This window comes from Pontibacillus sp. ABV4_188 (assembly GCF_056311905.1).
The window spans coordinates 3,000,522-3,015,782 of record NZ_CM149975.1 but is presented as its reverse complement, the minus strand read 5'-3'; the positions used below and the strand labels follow the sequence as shown (position 1 = coordinate 3,015,782).

Sequence of the window (15,261 nt, the reverse complement as noted above, 5' to 3'; positions counted from 1 at the left end):
TATAGACCTATCCCGACAAGCTATTCTAATCCTAATATGGTGTAAAATGTTCGCTCTCGCTCTATCTGTAGATAAGAGGGGCGTTTTTTTTATGTTTTGGGCACAACTAGGTGTTATATAAAACTTTTCTTATTATTGAGGTCTCTCCTATTTGTTATTCCCCTTAAACGCTTATGTAGGGGGCATCGAAGTTAATACAACTCTAGAAGTCCCCTCTCTTCTAAGTAAGTGGTATAAGTAACCTAGTCTTCCGTCAATTGACAGTTAACGGGCTGATGTACTTAAATATATTAGTATGACTATAGGTTATTTATCTTATAAAGTTTTGTTTATATCATAAAAACCTAATAAAAAAGTCGCATACGGCAATGGTTCACAGATATGAAAATATACTTATAGAAAACCGTGAACTGTTTTTGAGGGGGAGATAGAGTGGGAGCTAATACGCAAATCAATAATATATATGAATTTATGAGTAAAGTAAGTGACGGTAGAGCTACAGAAGTTAGATTTTTGAAACATGGTTTACTCTCAGAACCTAGTGATATTAATAATAGCCTCTATATATACGATGGTGGTATATATAGAACTAAAACTGATAGTGAGAGCGAAGAGGTATACCAAATATATATAGGTGAGCTAACACCTCAAAGATTAGATGATGAGATTAATCTAGGGATAAGGTTATCTGGATATGGTGGCGTATTTTTCACCCCCAACTCGCCTAACTTCTATGAGTTAGATGAGAAGTTCGTGCATAATAAACACATTACAAATGGTGGGCAGATTAACTATCAGTTCGTGGATATTGATGCTCCTGAAGAGGTTAAGTTAGATAATGAGGAGTTAAAGAAATGGAAGATAGAAGTAAAGGAGCAGGTTCAAGCTTTTGAGTTGCCACCCTCCATGGTGATCGATACTAAGAATGGCTTCCATGTGTATTGGAAAGTAGAGGATGCAGACAAGAAGCTATTCAGGCATATTCAACTGCAATTAGTAAATCATTTTAATGGTGATAAAGCTTGTAAAAATGAGGCCAGGTTATTAAGGTTGCCATTTTTCCAACACAGAAAAGATCCCAGTAACCCGTATCCTATCTCGCTGAAAGTATGGGAAATGGATAGGGTGTACACTCAACAAGAACTAATGGAACAATTACCTGAACTTAGTCAAGAAGCGGCGAATAAGGCTGTAGTATCTAAAGAAAGAAAAGTCTCTAAGGAGATTAGTCCTAGAAAGAGGAACGATGTCATAGATGCAGTACTGGACCGTGTTAAAAGCGTGGGTGATTATGGAGATTCAGTAACCATCCATTGTTGTATGCCGGATCATGAGGACAAGAATCCTAGTGCTTGGATAGATACTAATTACATGTGGTTCCATTGCCATGGTTGTAGAGCACACTATGAATTGTTTGAATTGGCAGAAATGCTGGGTTGGAATGATGTAATTGAAGCATGGAACAAATATGATTTGGATGTTTATGCTGAATTGCAAGACGTTAGAAGTGAAATACAATCCAATGAAGTAACTTTAATTGGGTCTGGCACCAGCGAAGAGATTTTAGGTACGGTTCAAAGAGTGGTAGATCAGCTAGAGGATTATGGTCAGCAAATAAACAATATCCATCTTAAATATATCCAAGAAATTGTAAGTGCTCTATACCAGGGTGATAACACTAAACCTTATTTAGTTCCATTAGATATGGGTGGCGGCAAGTCTTTAATTATCAAAAGCTTCCTTCAAGACATAATGAGTGTTGGTTATGAGGGCGGTGCAATAGTAGTAAAAGAAAGAGTAGAAGATGTTATTAAACTCTCTCAACAAATTAACGAATATGTAGGAGCGGACGTCGCTTTCCCTATGTACGGTTTTAATGCAAAAGAATGTTTGTACAACGAGCAACATAACCAAAACTTAAGTAGCTGCTTACTGAGCAATGGGAAGCATTGTCCTTTAAAGGGGAATTGTAGGTATCATTTGCAAGCAGAAAACCAACAAAGATTCCCTATTGTGGTAATGACAACTCAAGGTTTTTATTATCGAAGCCAAAATATAGACAATTATAGCTTTTATAAGAATAATGATAGTGAAAACGTACCTAGAGAGTATTTATTTATTGATGAGAAGCCTATAACAACTAAGGTAACTACTATTACGTATAATAATTATAAAAGTTATGTACGCAATATAATGAGATCGCTTCTTAATAAACGCTTTGATAAAAAGGATGACTCGGTTGTAAAGGAATTCATGCTTGCTGCTAAAAAGGTTTTATCTATATATGAAAAAGAGTTAAAAGGTAGAGAAATAATAAAGCCTATTAGCAAAAAGTTTTCATTTTCTGATGATTTTAAGTCCCTTTTTACAGATTTATATAATTATCAAAGCAACTTATATAATGTGCCCATGTTTATAGAAAATATAATTAATTATGGGTGTCATCTACACAAAGATATTGACGGTAATAAAATCACTGCTTCAAGTTACGCACGTTACAAGTCATTTAATAAGTTAAAATCTTATATATTTGATGGTACGGCAGATGTTGATCTTGAGTATGTTCATTCAGAGTTTAATACTTTTGACTTTGATCCTATAAAAACTTATGAGGACTTAACTTTTTACCGTATGGATTCAATAAGTGGATCAAAGAGTAGTATGAAAAAAGACGAGAAAATAATTGCTTTGTGTGAAGATGTAAAAGAAATAGCAGACGATAATCCTTCAGAGGCATTATTTTTCCCAATTTTTAAAGATAACCGTTCCACTGTTGAGCAGCAGTTATCTTCATATATAGAGAAGGATCGGGTAGTATTAGGAACTTTCGGTGCAATAAAAGGGAGTAATGACTTTCAACATTGTAGTATTGCTGTATTGGGTGGAATACTCCATAAAACAGAAGACTACTATATTGGTAAATCACTGACGATATATAATGAGAAGGGTCAAATTATTGAAGATACAACTGCTTCAAAATATGGCAATACGAGACGCTTTAATGATAAGAGGCTAGAGCTGATCAAACTCAACGATATGCTGGTTGATTATACACAAGTTATTAAGCGTTTAAATTTGAGAGACAACTCAAGGAAAGTGAAGTCTCAAGTGTATCTATTTCACACAGACCAAATCCTTGTAGATGTGATGAGAATAAAGTTTCCTTTAAGCGAATTTGAGTATTGGTCTCCAAAAAACCTTTTAAAGCAGAAGGTTTTTAGAAAGAAAAATAATAAGACAGTTCAACAAGTCTACTCATTCCTGGAGGATAATCCCCGCAATGAAATTACGTTTACAGAAATGAAAGAAACGTTAGGTTTATCTAGATCAAACCTTTCTAACAAGCTTAATAACGTAAATATTCAACTATTATTAAGGCAAGAGGGATATGTAATTAAGAAAGTAGGGAAGAGTAAATGCTTGGTTAGAGAGTAGGTAGTTTTTATATACTAGTAGTATATAATTGGAGCTTTCTAAATTATATGTAAATGAGATAAAAGTGCAGTTTTATTGAGAGGTAGTTTTCGAATGCGAATTAGAAAACGCAGAAGATGTTTTAACACATCCTCTGCGTTTCTTTTTTGTCTCATAGATCCCAAGAGTCGATTTACTCTCCAACCATCCCATCTCCATCCCTATCGTCCATATAAGGGTATAACCAATGGTCGGATGTAATAGGCATACTGAAACCTGCATCTTTCGCTTCTTTGATTGTTACTTGCCCGTTACCATTAGTATCAACACTCGAAACATCACCCTCTGTGTTAGAACTCGTTGACTCAGAAGAATTAGATTCACTATTTGTTAAACCGAGTGATTCATTCACTTCATCAGGATTAACATTTTCAAATGTATCAACGATTTCGTTACCCATTAAAGTATAGGTATACTGATAACTTGAAGGAATCTGTGTTTCCGTATTAGGATATGTGATGATTGCTTCAAAATTAGTTGCACCACCAGCTTTACGTATCGCATCCTCCATGTACGCTTGATCACCATGTCGGTTAAGTGTACTTTCTTGCGGTGTTATATTATAAGCATTTGATACGCCACCTAAAGAGTCGGCAATAACGTGGCCTTCATCTAACACATCACTTTCGACACCTGGAACTTTAGCCTCGTCAGAGAAGTATCTACCACTGGATAGGACTGGTTCAGTACTATCATCTTGCAGACTAATTTCGTCAGCAACGACTCTAACTAATTGACCATGTTCATTAGTGAAAGCCCAGTACTCTCTGTCACCAAATCCTATATCTACTACAACGCTTGATTCTCGATGACCGCTTAAGTCACCACCATCTACCTCAATAAGTTTGTACCCTGAGAACAAGTCATCATTTGTTTGGGTTGGTGTTTCTTCTTCCACTGATTCTTCATCAACCGTAGTGGTAGCTGCTTCTTTTTCGCTATCTTTACTTGTCTTAGTAGTGGTTACTTCTTGGGTTTTTGTTTCTTTATCTGTTGCTGTAGTGGATGCATCTTCTACGTTGGTACAACCAACCATAAAAATTATTGTTAAAAGTAAGATTAAATAGTTAGTTTTCTTTCTCATTTTTAGACTCTCCTATGTTTCGTTTGTTGTAGAACTGGAATATCAGAATGATCCTAACCTTTAAGTATTTTACCACATAATGTTATGAAGTCTTTGAGTATTTTTTGTAATTGCCTTCCTCAACTAAAGCACCTATTGATTAGCATAATCCATGTGTATTAGGTAATTTATCATTTGGAACATCGTGTTTCGTTTTTAATATATTGAGCAACATCTCTAGCACTTCTTTCACATTAGAATCCCTTACTACTAAGTCATCATTCACAATAGCATCTATTTCATCCAAGAGTTCCTCTTTTGACATTGAGTAAAAGTCCATTTCAATTGTTTCCGGCTCTTGAAGTACATAACTTAATGAATTTCCTTTAAGCCTTAAAAACATATCTTCGTAATAAAAATCGATAACACTAGCGATATCTTCTAAACTGCCAATGTTCACAATGTTATTGTTATCTGCAAGATTCTGTAAGATAGACTGATTGTTTGTATTAATGATAATTCGTACTTCACTTTGATAAGCAAAACTTTTGTCCTTTAGAAATAATTCATATGGGAATCCCCGATCTGCAATATACCATTCTTTCTTATTGTGATATTTTACAGGTTCAATTAGAATATCTTCTTCTTTAACTCCCATTTTGACAAAATAGTTTTTGACTCGCTCAAACAACTTTACTGGGTTTGTAATCAGGACTAAAGCAGGTTTGTTTTCTTCTGGCAAATGTTCCGCCAATTCTTTTGTCGTGTTTTCGGAAAAATCATTAAAGTATTCCTTTGTGATATGTGAGAAGTATCTATTTATTCCGTTTTTATCGGTTCTTTCATAGAAAAAAGCTGTGTCATGCAATCCGTAAAAACAGAAGCATGGCACATGGAAGATGTCGTTGCTCCGAAAGTAAATCTCCTTACCCCAGTTTTCTCGATGAATATTTTTCCTTATCGCATTGCTCTCTTTGATCGTATTAATGTCATATATATGACTAACTGAATAAACGCCTTCTAGAGAGTCGCCACGGCCTTTACCCTCAGTCTGCTCTAATTCAATCCAAGATTTAGGTGTGTTAAATTTCATATTCCCCTTGTTAACAAAGGAATCTGCATATTGTTTTTCTGTACATCTAAACAAAGCTATTGTTCTGAAATCCATTATTCATCCTCCCTTTATCGCTTTTCAATACCCACTCACTATAATAACAGATGAAATGGAACTATTAACCAGTTTAATTGTCTAATGTATATTTCTTTATGGTTATAATTATTTAATCTATTTGAAAAGACATGAAGAAGAAGTTTTTTCTAAAAGGTAAGTTGTGAGCAGTAAAGTGAAAAGCAGAAGGATAATCGAGAATTGATAGAAGACATTTTCTACTGATGTAGAAAATAGGGATTCTTAGATGGAGGACATTAAGTCTTTTTAATATAAGAAAAGCGCTAAGGAAATAATTCCATAGCGCTCTCTTTTGTTCGGCACATTAGTTGTAGCCATATAGACACCAGACTAAAAAACCTTAATCCTGCGACCAACAGTATAATTAAATATTACCAAAATTAAGTAATTCTAGGCAAGCAATAACCTATGTATTCACGATGCATTAGGTGATGATTATGCTAATTAGGCTAATAAACGCTATGTTCAAAGACGGTTTTCCTAGCAAACATGAGTTCAATTGCTGACATTTTAGGTAAGTGGTTTATAAAATCTCTAGCAAAGCTATTGTCTTTAAAGTTGTATGATTCTAGTTCAGAGGTGGTATCATAAGCTTCTCTTTCTTTATTAAATGCAATTGAGAAGATTCTTACCTTCAAGCTGTCGTTTACTTTATCTTCAGTAGACAACACAACTACACCTACTTCAGTTCTTACTGGGCTGATCATTATCGCTTCAATATTGGCTGACTTTAGTGTCGGGTCGATAAAGCTGATTTTTGGGTTGGTCATTAATTCACTTCCTTTCTGTTTGAGATTATATATTCTGACATATATTGAAAAAATCCTCTAATAAATTACAAATTTATTGAAAATCTTTGGTACAATATATACATATATTGATATGTTTGGAGAATGAGTAGGAGTTCAAGTGGGTATATAGGTATAGATTTGTGTGAAACGATTACAGCCATTGGGGTGAATATCGTTGTCTTTTCACACTTTAGTTGTGTGAATTGAGAATATATAAGTTTCAAGGAGGAAAAACAATGAAATGGAAAGCTTTATTGCTGTCAGCTGCACTTGTATTAACTCTAGTTACACCTATAAGTGCCGAGACTTTTGGTTCCGAGTCAGGTGTGAGTACTGACAAAGATTGGACAGTTAAGTTTAACACTGCTGTAGATGGAGATAGTTTAGGTGATGTTTATGTGATGAACACCTCTGGAGATGTATTAGAACAAGAAATCTACTTATCTAGTAATAACACTCTTAGAGTCGAAGCGCCTCAAAGTGGATATCAGCCAGGTGAGAGCTATAGACTACATATCAATGGAGTGAGTTCTTCTCAGGGTGTCGCAATGAAAGAAGAAACAACATTCGACTTTACTATTGATAACAAGGTAAGTACTGAAGTAACGCGTGTCGTAGATGGTGATACCATCGAGGTCAACTATAACGGTAAAACGGAAAATGTAAGACTTCTTTTGGTAGATACTCCTGAAACAAAGCATCCTTCCTTGCCAGTACAGCCATACGGTCCTGAGGCTAGTGAATTTGCTAAAGATACATTAATTGGTAAAGAAGTACAGTTAGAGTTTGATGGTCCGAAGCGGGATAAATATGATCGCATTCTAGCTTACGTATGGGTAGATGGAGAAAACTTTAATAAGATGTTATTAGAAGAAGGGTTTGCCCGTTATGCATACGTTTACGATCCTCCATATACACATTCACATGAGTTCATTAAAGCTCAGACAAAAGCAATGAACGAGAAGTTAAACATTTGGAGTATTGATGGGTATGTAACAGAAGATGGATTCAATTCAGAAGCGGAAGATGATACCAATACAGACGATGGTTACACTGGTCCATATGACCCGCATGGAGAGGATAAGAACTGTTCTGACTTCAGTACTCAAGAAGAGGCGCAAGCGTTCTTTGAAGCTGCTGGTGGGCCTGAAAGCGATCCTCATCGCCTAGATGGAGATGGTAATGGTGTAGCTTGTGAGAGTTTACCATAGTATAGTTTATAAAAGGGAGCGAGAGTGACTCATCGCTCCCTTTTTATAGGAAGATATTCTGTAGTAATGTGTTATTGTAATCAACACATTAGTAGGTGAATGAAAATCTTCTAGTTACTATTGAGAACAGATTATATCAACTAAAAGGGGGATATAATCTGATTTTATATACTTTTTCTTTGGGGTATAGATCTATGGTCTCATCGTCATTAGGTGTAGCAAAAAGTGTTGTTTTTTTTATGTATGACTGCAACTCGTCTATATCATTTGCTTTTTTTACAATATCAACTGGGGTATCTATACCTTCAACCCATATCTTAAATTTATATTCTAACAATTATTCTTCCCCCTTTACAACATCCATCTAGATGTAAATTCGATGTCACTCTTTTAATGAATAACACTGTTTATATTGTTTGTGGTAGAGAGCGTATGTATAAAAAATTTGCCTTTCTAGTCTTCAAATAATTGTGGGTAGCTTTCTTTTAAATCCCCTAAGCGTTGTTCTAATAACATAATTAGAATGTTTGCATCAGCTTCCGATAATTCATTTTCATCTTGCATTTTAATTAGCTTGTGAATATTTAGTAACATAAGACCTCCCCCATATCAGGTAGTTTATCTAATTTGTTTAATCGAACAGTATTAGATATAAATTCAAATCTTCAATTAATAAGTCCGCTTTATTTATAATATTTCTATTTAGCCATCTTTTTTCCTTCAATTAATATGTAAGAAATTTCATATCATTACTTATGTTCAAAACAACTGAGGTAGTATTCATCAGACCAAACCCTTTTAATAGTTACGATCCGATCGAAAAAGGTTAGTTAGTATTGGTTTACTTTATCTTCATTAATAAGAAGTACCTTTGCTTACCTCCTTATTTATTACTGTCAGCAACCGATCCAAACAGTTCGCCCTGCTTCATAGTTTATGTAGTTTTAATACAAATATATAAATGGTATAATATTACTAATCGTTATTGGTGAGAAGGAAGTTTTCTATATTCAACTTTTGACGGGGTTGGGTGAACAACTTTTTTCTATCTGAAATAAGGACACTGGTTTGATGTTAAATAGGGCAGTGGGAAAATAGCTCTCTTTTCAACTTTGGTAGGGTTGGGAGGGCTATTTTTTTGTGGTTTCATGTGCTAGTGATTTGATTTAATTATCTACTTAAGAGGACTTTATGATAAAAAAAGAGAAGGTATATACTGGTAAAAAGTGTTGGGGGGATTAATATGTGGAGGTTATTACCTTTTGCGTTATTTTTCTTGTTACTGAGTTGTAGTAGTAGTAGTAGTAGTAGTAGTAGTAGTACAGTAAACGAAGGTATGAGCGAGGTGGAAGGGACTGATAAAGATACTGAATTAAAGGTTTCTGAAGAGGTTGATGCTGTAATTCAAGAAGAAGAAATTGTTGACATGATCAAGAAATGTGAATTTGAAGAGGTTAAAAGTGAATTAAAAGGTAAGACTGATGAAATTTCAAGGAACTTATATAACTATGCTAACGCTAGGTCGATTTGGGATGAAGCGGCTGGTGAAGGTCTAAATGCATTGTATTTTGTTGATCCTCATTATAGTGGGGTTTTATCTGACGAGATAAAGGAATTTGCGAATCAAGGTAATCCTAATGACTGTAATAGGTTTGATGGGCCAGATGTGGATAGGTCAGACTGGTTCACATTTTATAACCATAATACAGATATGTATACTGATCCTAGTAGCATAGACCCTGAAATTGGTATGTCTAAAGAGGATGTACTTAATTCAACTTGGGGCGAGCCTAAAAAGAAAAATAAAACAACAACTGAAAATGGTGTTTCAGAGCAGTGGGTATATTCGGATTTCCGTTATTTGTACTTCGAAGACGGTAAATTAACCACAATTCAAGAGTGATGGAAGCGGTACATATTAGTTGATATAACCACGACCTGAATGGTAATATTTAAGTAATAAGTTAGAGGAAGGCTGCTATAGAGGGCTTTCATTCCCCAGTTAAAGTAATGGTCATCCCAACAAACGAAGAAGTTGTCATCGCGCGTGACACGGTTCGTTTAACTCAATAGGTCTTCAGCTATTAGCCTTCCTATCTAATTTATTGATGGGAAGGCTATTTTTTAGATTTCATTTTATGGAGTAAAAATGACTTTGGGATAGTGTGCCTGAATACGCTAGTTATATAAGACGAAGGGGGAGAAACTCTTTCCCCTTTGTAAACGCTCGCAATTTTAAATGGGTAAAGCTAAAATAAAGATGAAGGAATGCTACGGATAAGGGGTGGGGTAATGAGTAATGAGCGTGTTATGAGGGATATCCAAGCTTGGGAGAAACAATGGGAAGATTATCAGTCAACGGATTTCACAGTTCTCTACGATCAATGGATGAAGCGATCGTTTCGCAATGTAAACCCTAAAGCGAAGCAAACTTTTTTCAATCAATTTGATCAATGGTTGTTTCACACACATGCCTATATACAAGGATCGGCTTTTCAAACGGAGGCCAGGCAGCGCATCTTAACCAGCGGTCGGATTTTCCGGTCAGATATTGAGTACTTAGAAGATATGCGAAGGCTTCCAATTGATCAGCTAACGTATTTAGCTCATCAACAAATTGCAAAGGGGAAGTTATATTCTTTTGCACAAGGGGGGCTTACAGGGACGGGCGGTTGGTTACTGTTAGGGATTGACTTCCCTCTTATGATGATTATGAATGTAAGGGCTGTTCAGTTAATTGGCCTTACATTTGGGTATGAAATTAATCATCCCTATGAAATGATGCTATCTTTGAAGGTATTTCACGCAGCTACACTCCCGAAGCGATTACAGAAAGAAGCTTGGGAAGAATTGAAAGTAGAGCTCTCTAATCATACATCTCCATTTATCTACGAAGGAGATGAGAAGCTGACTGATGAGACGTGGTTAGAACAGCCAATGAAGCAAGGAATGAAATCTTTATTTATTCTTATGTTTCGAAAAAAAATTATACAAGGACTCCCCCTTGTCAGTATGGTTATCGGAGCAAATGCCAACTACCAACTGACCAAGCAAGTCACTTCCTTTGCCCTTCGTTTTTACCAATATCGCCATATTAAAGAACACAAGGATTTTCCATTATAAAAGCTCAGACGTCATGTCTGAGCTTTTTTTTATCGTTACAAATAGTATTCGTTAAGTCTTATCAGGCCGTACAACAAGAACATCACACCTTGCATATCGTGTGATATGTTCAGAAACACTTCCAATAAAGAAGCGCTCTACTGCGTTTAACCCAGTAGCTCCGCAAATGATTAAATCTGCTTGAAATTTTGGCGCAACTTCTTTAGCGATCTTTATTTTAGGAGATCCGTATTCAACGTCTACAACAACGGATTGTACACCCTGGTCTTTTGCGTGATTTTCGTATTTGGTCAAGATTTCTGTTGCATACTCTTCTGCTCTAATCGCAAGTGAACGATCATATGCTTCAACCGTGGCGAAGGCCCGTGTATCTACAACATGAGAAAGGTATAAGGTTGAATCATTTCGTTTTGCGATTTCTACGGCTTTTTCAAAAGCAAACTCTGATGCCTCAGAGCCATCAACAGCTACGACAATTCGTTTGTATTCAAAAGACATAACACATCTCTCCCTTCTTTCCTTTATTATATCATGGAAGCGCATTCAATTGGAAAAAGGTGTAGGGAGGAATTAGACGAAACTGTGACATACTACACGTGTGGAGGTGTTTGACATGCAAAACAAAGATAAGAAGAACAAATTAGGTTTAACTTATGATTCTGAAGGGGAAAATATGATAGCGAGTCAACTACGTGACAGCTATCAAAGTGGCTTTATTGATGAGAATGCTCAACGCGAGCGTGAACAATTAAAAGGTATGAAACCTCGATAAAGAATGCCTCATCCTGAGTCTTACACGAACTCAGGGATGAGGTTTTTTAATGCTGGCGGCGATCCAGTAGCTAATTCCAACCACTACAAACGTAATGAACCCGGGTGAAAAGGCATCTGGTAAAAGGAAGTAGAGAATGCTGCCTAAAATGACAACCCCAAAGGGGAGCTTGTAAATCATTTGATCATTCTTAACGTTTTGGAGGGAATCGAATGGTAGCTTCCCTTTTTTAATTACTACGAAATCTACCACAATAACAGCTGATATAGGAATAATAAGCCCGCCTAGTAACGATATGAATTGTTCTGCCTCACTAACGAAGGTGGGGTAAGAACTTAATAATACTCCTAGAGCTCCAAAGATTACTGCGCTTGTCACTCTAGATAACCTCGAGAAAGTATTCAATAAGCTATATCCACCTGTATAGGCATTACTAATATTAATCGATATCATCGATACCATGGCAGTAAGCGTGATGATTCCGAGCATCCAAGGTGAATCTGTGGAATGACTTGCTGAAACATAAGGGTTTAATTCGTCAAATAGAATGGCTGAACTGCAGCCGATCGTGGCGGTGATAAGGAAACCAACACTATTACCGATCCATAAGCCAAGCGCTCCTTGTCTTGGGCTTTTAGCGTACCGGGCCATATCGGCTGAAGCACTAACTCCTGAAACGTATTGAACGAAAGCTAGACTTGCGAAAAAGATCATCATGCTTATACTCCCATGGCCTTGTTCAGGGGAGAGCGTAACAAGTGAACTAGAGGCTTTATTTGTAGTAAAGTATAAGTAAAGCATTACACCTTCACCTGCTAGCAATAGCGGCAGAAAGTAAGAGGTAGCTTTTTTGACAGCTCCAAATCCTACAATAGCTAAGAGTACCATGAGGATGGAGAGGGGCAGGGAGAACATTAAAAATGGATATTGATGCCCTGTCATACGTACAATTAATTGTTGAAGGACATATGTTCCGCCGATGGTTTGCACGCTGAACCAATAGAGCGATGTTATACTACGAATAGGAGAAGAGATGTACCTGGCACCTTTACCTCCGAGTATCGTTCGAATTGCGTATTGAGATGGGATTCCATATAAAGAACCAGGATAAGATAATAAAGAAACGAAAATAAATCCTACAATTGCCCCAATGCTTGTAGCTATTACAGCTGCGAGGAAAGATAAATTTCCCTTTATTACAGCCAATGCAGGAATTAGAAAATTACCAGCGTTAGCGGATATGGCGATTTGAATAATGGCATATTGATACCATGGTGTTGTTCTTTCGGAAGCAGGTACTGCATCTAAGCCAATTCTCTCAACAAAGGATTGCTTAGCTGAAGCTGCTTGATCCATAACGTCACTTCCTCTCTTAGCACATCAATTGTACATATATAGAGAACAAATTGTAAATATAAAAGGAGGTACAGTGCATGCGACACGCTATTATTACAGCAGGAGCGAAAGGATTAGGGAGAAGAGTAACAGAAGAATTTTTAGAAGCTGGTTTCTCCGTCACTCTTACATATCGAAGCAACTATGAGAAGGTGGAGGAGCTGTTACAAAAGTATGCTTCTATAGAAGAACGGATTCATGCTGTGCAAGCAGACGTAACTAGTAAGGCAGACATTGACCACATAGTGAATGAGGCAGTGAGTAAATATGGTCGTGTTGATGTCCTCGTTAACAATGCAGGTCCTTACATTTTCGAGCGTAAGAAATTAATGGATTACACAGAATATGAATGGAATACTATGATTCATGGGAATTTAGACGCTGTATTTTATTTATTAAAGGCTGTCGTTCCCATTATGAGAAAGCAACACTATGGCCGTATTATTAATTATGGGTTTCAAGACGCGAGCAACGCCCCTGGATGGGTTTATAGAGCGGCATTTGCTGCGGCGAAAACAGGACTAGTTTCTCTGACTAAATCAATCGCTTTTGAAGAAGCTGAGTATGGAATTACTTCTAACATGGTGTGTCCTGGGAAAATTGAAGGCGATTTAAAAGAAGCTCCTATTGAGAAAGGGAAAGAGATGGTTGATCCAAAAACGCCTGTTGGTCGTTCTGGAACAGGAGGAGATATAGCGCGGTCAATCCTATTTTTAAGTGATGAAAATGCAGATATGATAACAGGTACGATTATGGAAGTAACGGGTGGGGTAGATGTGATTCATAAGAACCGTCAATTTAAATAATCTATTCTTATACAGTGGCTTTACAAGTAGAGTGGCCTGATTCTAGTTGGTAGGAGCTTTTTTATTAAGGTGGAGCTAACAAGTGTAATTTTGTTACAATGAAAAGGCTTACAAAATTATGCTGTTTAGTGGGGCTGTGTTTCATGTAAGAGCTCAAATAGGAGGGTTAACAATGAAAATTGGCGTACCTAAGGAGATAAAAAACAATGAAAATCGTGTAGCCATGACACCGGCTGGGGTTATATCGTTGATGAGTGCGGGTCATGAGGTTGTTGTTGAAGTGGGGGCAGGTATCGGGTCTGGTTTTTTAGATAAGGAGTACGAAGACGCGGGAGCTACACTTGTTGAAACGGCTTCAGAAGCATGGTCTCAAGAAATGGTTATGAAAGTCAAAGAGCCTCTGGAGGAAGAGTTTGGACATTTCCATGAAGGTCTAATCCTATTTACATATTTACACTTAGCTCCTGAACCTGAATTAACGAAGGCTCTAATAGATTATAAAGTAGTCGCTATTGCATACGAGACAGTACAAGCAGCTGACGGTACATTGCCTCTTCTTACTCCGATGAGTGAGGTTGCCGGTCGAATGGCTTCTCAAATAGGGGCTCAATTCTTGGAAAAGTCAAAAGGAGGCATGGGAATTCTTCTGGGAGGAATTCCAGGTGTTAGAAGAGGGAAAGTGACCATTATCGGTGGTGGAGTAGTTGGGACAAACGCTGCTAAGATTGCTATGGGTCTTGGAGCGGATGTCACAATTATAGACTTAAGTCCCGGGCGACTGAGGGAACTTGATGACATATTTGGGTCTTCGATTAATACGATAATGTCGAATCCATTAAATATAGCTAGGGAATTGCGAACATCTGACTTGGTCATTGGAGCTGTTCTCATACCCGGTGCTAAAGCACCTAAGCTTGTTACCGAGGATATGGTAAAAGATATGATGGATGGATCGGTGATTGTAGATGTAGCCATTGATCAGGGTGGAATATTTGAGACAACAGATCGAATTACGACCCATGATCACCCAACTTACGAGAAATATGGTGTGTTACATTACGCAGTCGCAAACATGCCTGGGGCAGTTCCGCGAACCTCTACGATTGGATTAACGAACGTAACCGTGCCGTATGCGTTGCAACTAGCTAATAAGGGGTATAAGAGAGCGAGTCTCGATAACGAATCCTTGTTGAAGGGCATTAATACTCTAGGCGGATTTGTGACATATAAAGCAGTGGCTGAAGCCCATGAGCTTGAGTATTGCGATGTTTTAGAACTTCTACACGAATAGATGAATGATAGGGGCAGGCTAAAGGGTCTGCCCTATCGTATATGCATAAAGTCTCTGTGTGAATTCTGTAAAAAGTCATGTTTTTACATATAAAATGAAACGTAATCTTTCAACATCCGTATAAGAGGTTATAGAACCAATCCAAA

14 protein-coding genes are annotated in these 15,261 nt (G+C 37.0%); 7 read left to right on the top strand and 7 right to left on the bottom strand.

What is annotated here, in order from left to right:
- Window positions 1–432: 432 nt before the first annotated feature.
- The gene (locus tag ACYX4O_RS15505) at window positions 433–3,435 is read left to right on the top strand and encodes a hypothetical protein (RefSeq protein WP_476351996.1); all 3,003 of its coding nucleotides are present in this window, start codon (window positions 433–435) and stop codon (window positions 3,433–3,435) included.
- Window positions 3,436–3,607: 172 nt separating this feature from the next.
- On the opposite strand, the gene ACYX4O_RS15500 is transcribed toward ACYX4O_RS15505, so the two are convergent.
- From ACYX4O_RS15500 to ACYX4O_RS15490, 3 genes are all read right to left on the bottom strand, one after another.
- Complete coding sequence (locus ACYX4O_RS15500; RefSeq protein WP_476351994.1) at window positions 3,608–4,558, bottom strand: DNA/RNA non-specific endonuclease; 951 nt, start codon at window positions 4,556–4,558, stop codon at window positions 3,608–3,610.
- A 139-nt stretch (window positions 4,559–4,697) separates the two neighbouring features.
- Entirely contained in the window at window positions 4,698–5,705 is a 1,008-nt protein-coding gene (locus tag ACYX4O_RS15495) for a hypothetical protein (RefSeq protein ID WP_476351992.1), read from the bottom strand.
- 470 nt (window positions 5,706–6,175) lie between these two features.
- Window positions 6,176–6,496, bottom strand: coding sequence for a hypothetical protein (locus ACYX4O_RS15490; RefSeq protein ID WP_476351990.1), 321 nt, complete (start codon window positions 6,494–6,496; stop codon window positions 6,176–6,178).
- Between the two features lie 257 nt (window positions 6,497–6,753).
- Between ACYX4O_RS15490 and ACYX4O_RS15485 the strand changes: the two genes are divergently transcribed.
- On the top strand, window positions 6,754–7,728 hold the full coding sequence (locus tag ACYX4O_RS15485) for a thermonuclease family protein (protein ID WP_476351988.1): 975 nt from the start codon (window positions 6,754–6,756) through the stop codon (window positions 7,726–7,728).
- 136 nt (window positions 7,729–7,864) lie between these two features.
- Here the strand turns inward: ACYX4O_RS15485 and ACYX4O_RS15480 are convergent, their stop codons facing one another.
- Together ACYX4O_RS15480 and ACYX4O_RS15475 are read right to left on the bottom strand one after the other, a co-directional pair.
- Window positions 7,865–8,065: a hypothetical protein gene (locus ACYX4O_RS15480; RefSeq protein WP_476351986.1), complete on the bottom strand. Its 201-nt coding sequence runs from the start codon at window positions 8,063–8,065 to the stop codon at window positions 7,865–7,867.
- Window positions 8,066–8,181: 116 nt separating this feature from the next.
- Window positions 8,182–8,322, bottom strand: a complete 141-nt coding sequence (locus ACYX4O_RS15475) for a hypothetical protein (RefSeq protein ID WP_476351984.1) — start codon at window positions 8,320–8,322, stop codon at window positions 8,182–8,184.
- A gap of 742 nt (window positions 8,323–9,064) precedes the next feature.
- Here ACYX4O_RS15475 and ACYX4O_RS15470 point away from each other — a divergent pair.
- Window positions 9,065–9,631 (top strand): hypothetical protein, encoded by a 567-nt coding sequence (locus ACYX4O_RS15470; RefSeq protein ID WP_476351982.1) that lies wholly within the window; start codon window positions 9,065–9,067, stop codon window positions 9,629–9,631.
- 389 nt (window positions 9,632–10,020) lie between these two features.
- On the top strand, window positions 10,021–10,851 hold the full coding sequence (locus ACYX4O_RS15465) for an EcsC family protein (protein WP_476351980.1): 831 nt from the start codon (window positions 10,021–10,023) through the stop codon (window positions 10,849–10,851).
- A 51-nt stretch (window positions 10,852–10,902) separates the two neighbouring features.
- Here ACYX4O_RS15465 and ACYX4O_RS15460 read toward each other — a convergent pair whose 3' ends face one another.
- Complete coding sequence (locus tag ACYX4O_RS15460) at window positions 10,903–11,349, bottom strand: universal stress protein (protein ID WP_476351979.1); 447 nt, start codon at window positions 11,347–11,349, stop codon at window positions 10,903–10,905.
- Between the two features lie 115 nt (window positions 11,350–11,464).
- Between ACYX4O_RS15460 and ACYX4O_RS15455 the strand changes: the two genes are divergently transcribed.
- Window positions 11,465–11,623 (top strand): hypothetical protein, encoded by a 159-nt coding sequence (locus ACYX4O_RS15455; RefSeq protein WP_476351977.1) that lies wholly within the window; start codon window positions 11,465–11,467, stop codon window positions 11,621–11,623.
- 30 nt (window positions 11,624–11,653) lie between these two features.
- On the opposite strand, the gene ACYX4O_RS15450 is transcribed toward ACYX4O_RS15455, so the two are convergent.
- Window positions 11,654–12,979, bottom strand: coding sequence for a purine-cytosine permease family protein (locus tag ACYX4O_RS15450; RefSeq protein ID WP_476351975.1), 1,326 nt, complete (start codon window positions 12,977–12,979; stop codon window positions 11,654–11,656).
- A gap of 77 nt (window positions 12,980–13,056) precedes the next feature.
- Between ACYX4O_RS15450 and ACYX4O_RS15445 the strand changes: the two genes are divergently transcribed.
- Window positions 13,057–13,824: an SDR family oxidoreductase gene (locus tag ACYX4O_RS15445; RefSeq protein ID WP_476351973.1), complete on the top strand. Its 768-nt coding sequence runs from the start codon at window positions 13,057–13,059 to the stop codon at window positions 13,822–13,824.
- Window positions 13,825–13,996: 172 nt separating this feature from the next.
- Window positions 13,997–15,115, top strand: coding sequence for an alanine dehydrogenase (ald, locus tag ACYX4O_RS15440; RefSeq protein WP_476351971.1), 1,119 nt, complete (start codon window positions 13,997–13,999; stop codon window positions 15,113–15,115).
- Window positions 15,116–15,261 lie beyond the last annotated feature (146 nt).

Coding starts and splice junctions, on each gene's coding strand:
- ald (WP_476351971.1), top strand. CDS start 13,997: ATGAAAATTGGCGTACCTAAGGAGATAAAAAACAATGAAAATCGTGTA.
- ACYX4O_RS15470 (WP_476351982.1), top strand. CDS start 9,065: ATGAGCGAGGTGGAAGGGACTGATAAAGATACTGAATTAAAGGTTTCT.
- ACYX4O_RS15450 (WP_476351975.1), bottom strand. CDS start 12,979: ATGGATCAAGCAGCTTCAGCTAAGCAATCCTTTGTTGAGAGAATTGGC.
- ACYX4O_RS15475 (WP_476351984.1), bottom strand. CDS start 8,322: ATGTTACTAAATATTCACAAGCTAATTAAAATGCAAGATGAAAATGAA.
- ACYX4O_RS15485 (WP_476351988.1), top strand. CDS start 6,754: ATGAAATGGAAAGCTTTATTGCTGTCAGCTGCACTTGTATTAACTCTA.
- ACYX4O_RS15465 (WP_476351980.1), top strand. CDS start 10,021: ATGAGTAATGAGCGTGTTATGAGGGATATCCAAGCTTGGGAGAAACAA.
- ACYX4O_RS15445 (WP_476351973.1), top strand. CDS start 13,057: ATGCGACACGCTATTATTACAGCAGGAGCGAAAGGATTAGGGAGAAGA.
- ACYX4O_RS15500 (WP_476351994.1), bottom strand. CDS start 4,558: ATGAGAAAGAAAACTAACTATTTAATCTTACTTTTAACAATAATTTTT.
- ACYX4O_RS15490 (WP_476351990.1), bottom strand. CDS start 6,496: ATGACCAACCCAAAAATCAGCTTTATCGACCCGACACTAAAGTCAGCC.
- ACYX4O_RS15455 (WP_476351977.1), top strand. CDS start 11,465: ATGCAAAACAAAGATAAGAAGAACAAATTAGGTTTAACTTATGATTCT.
- ACYX4O_RS15460 (WP_476351979.1), bottom strand. CDS start 11,349: ATGTCTTTTGAATACAAACGAATTGTCGTAGCTGTTGATGGCTCTGAG.
- ACYX4O_RS15495 (WP_476351992.1), bottom strand. CDS start 5,705: ATGGATTTCAGAACAATAGCTTTGTTTAGATGTACAGAAAAACAATAT.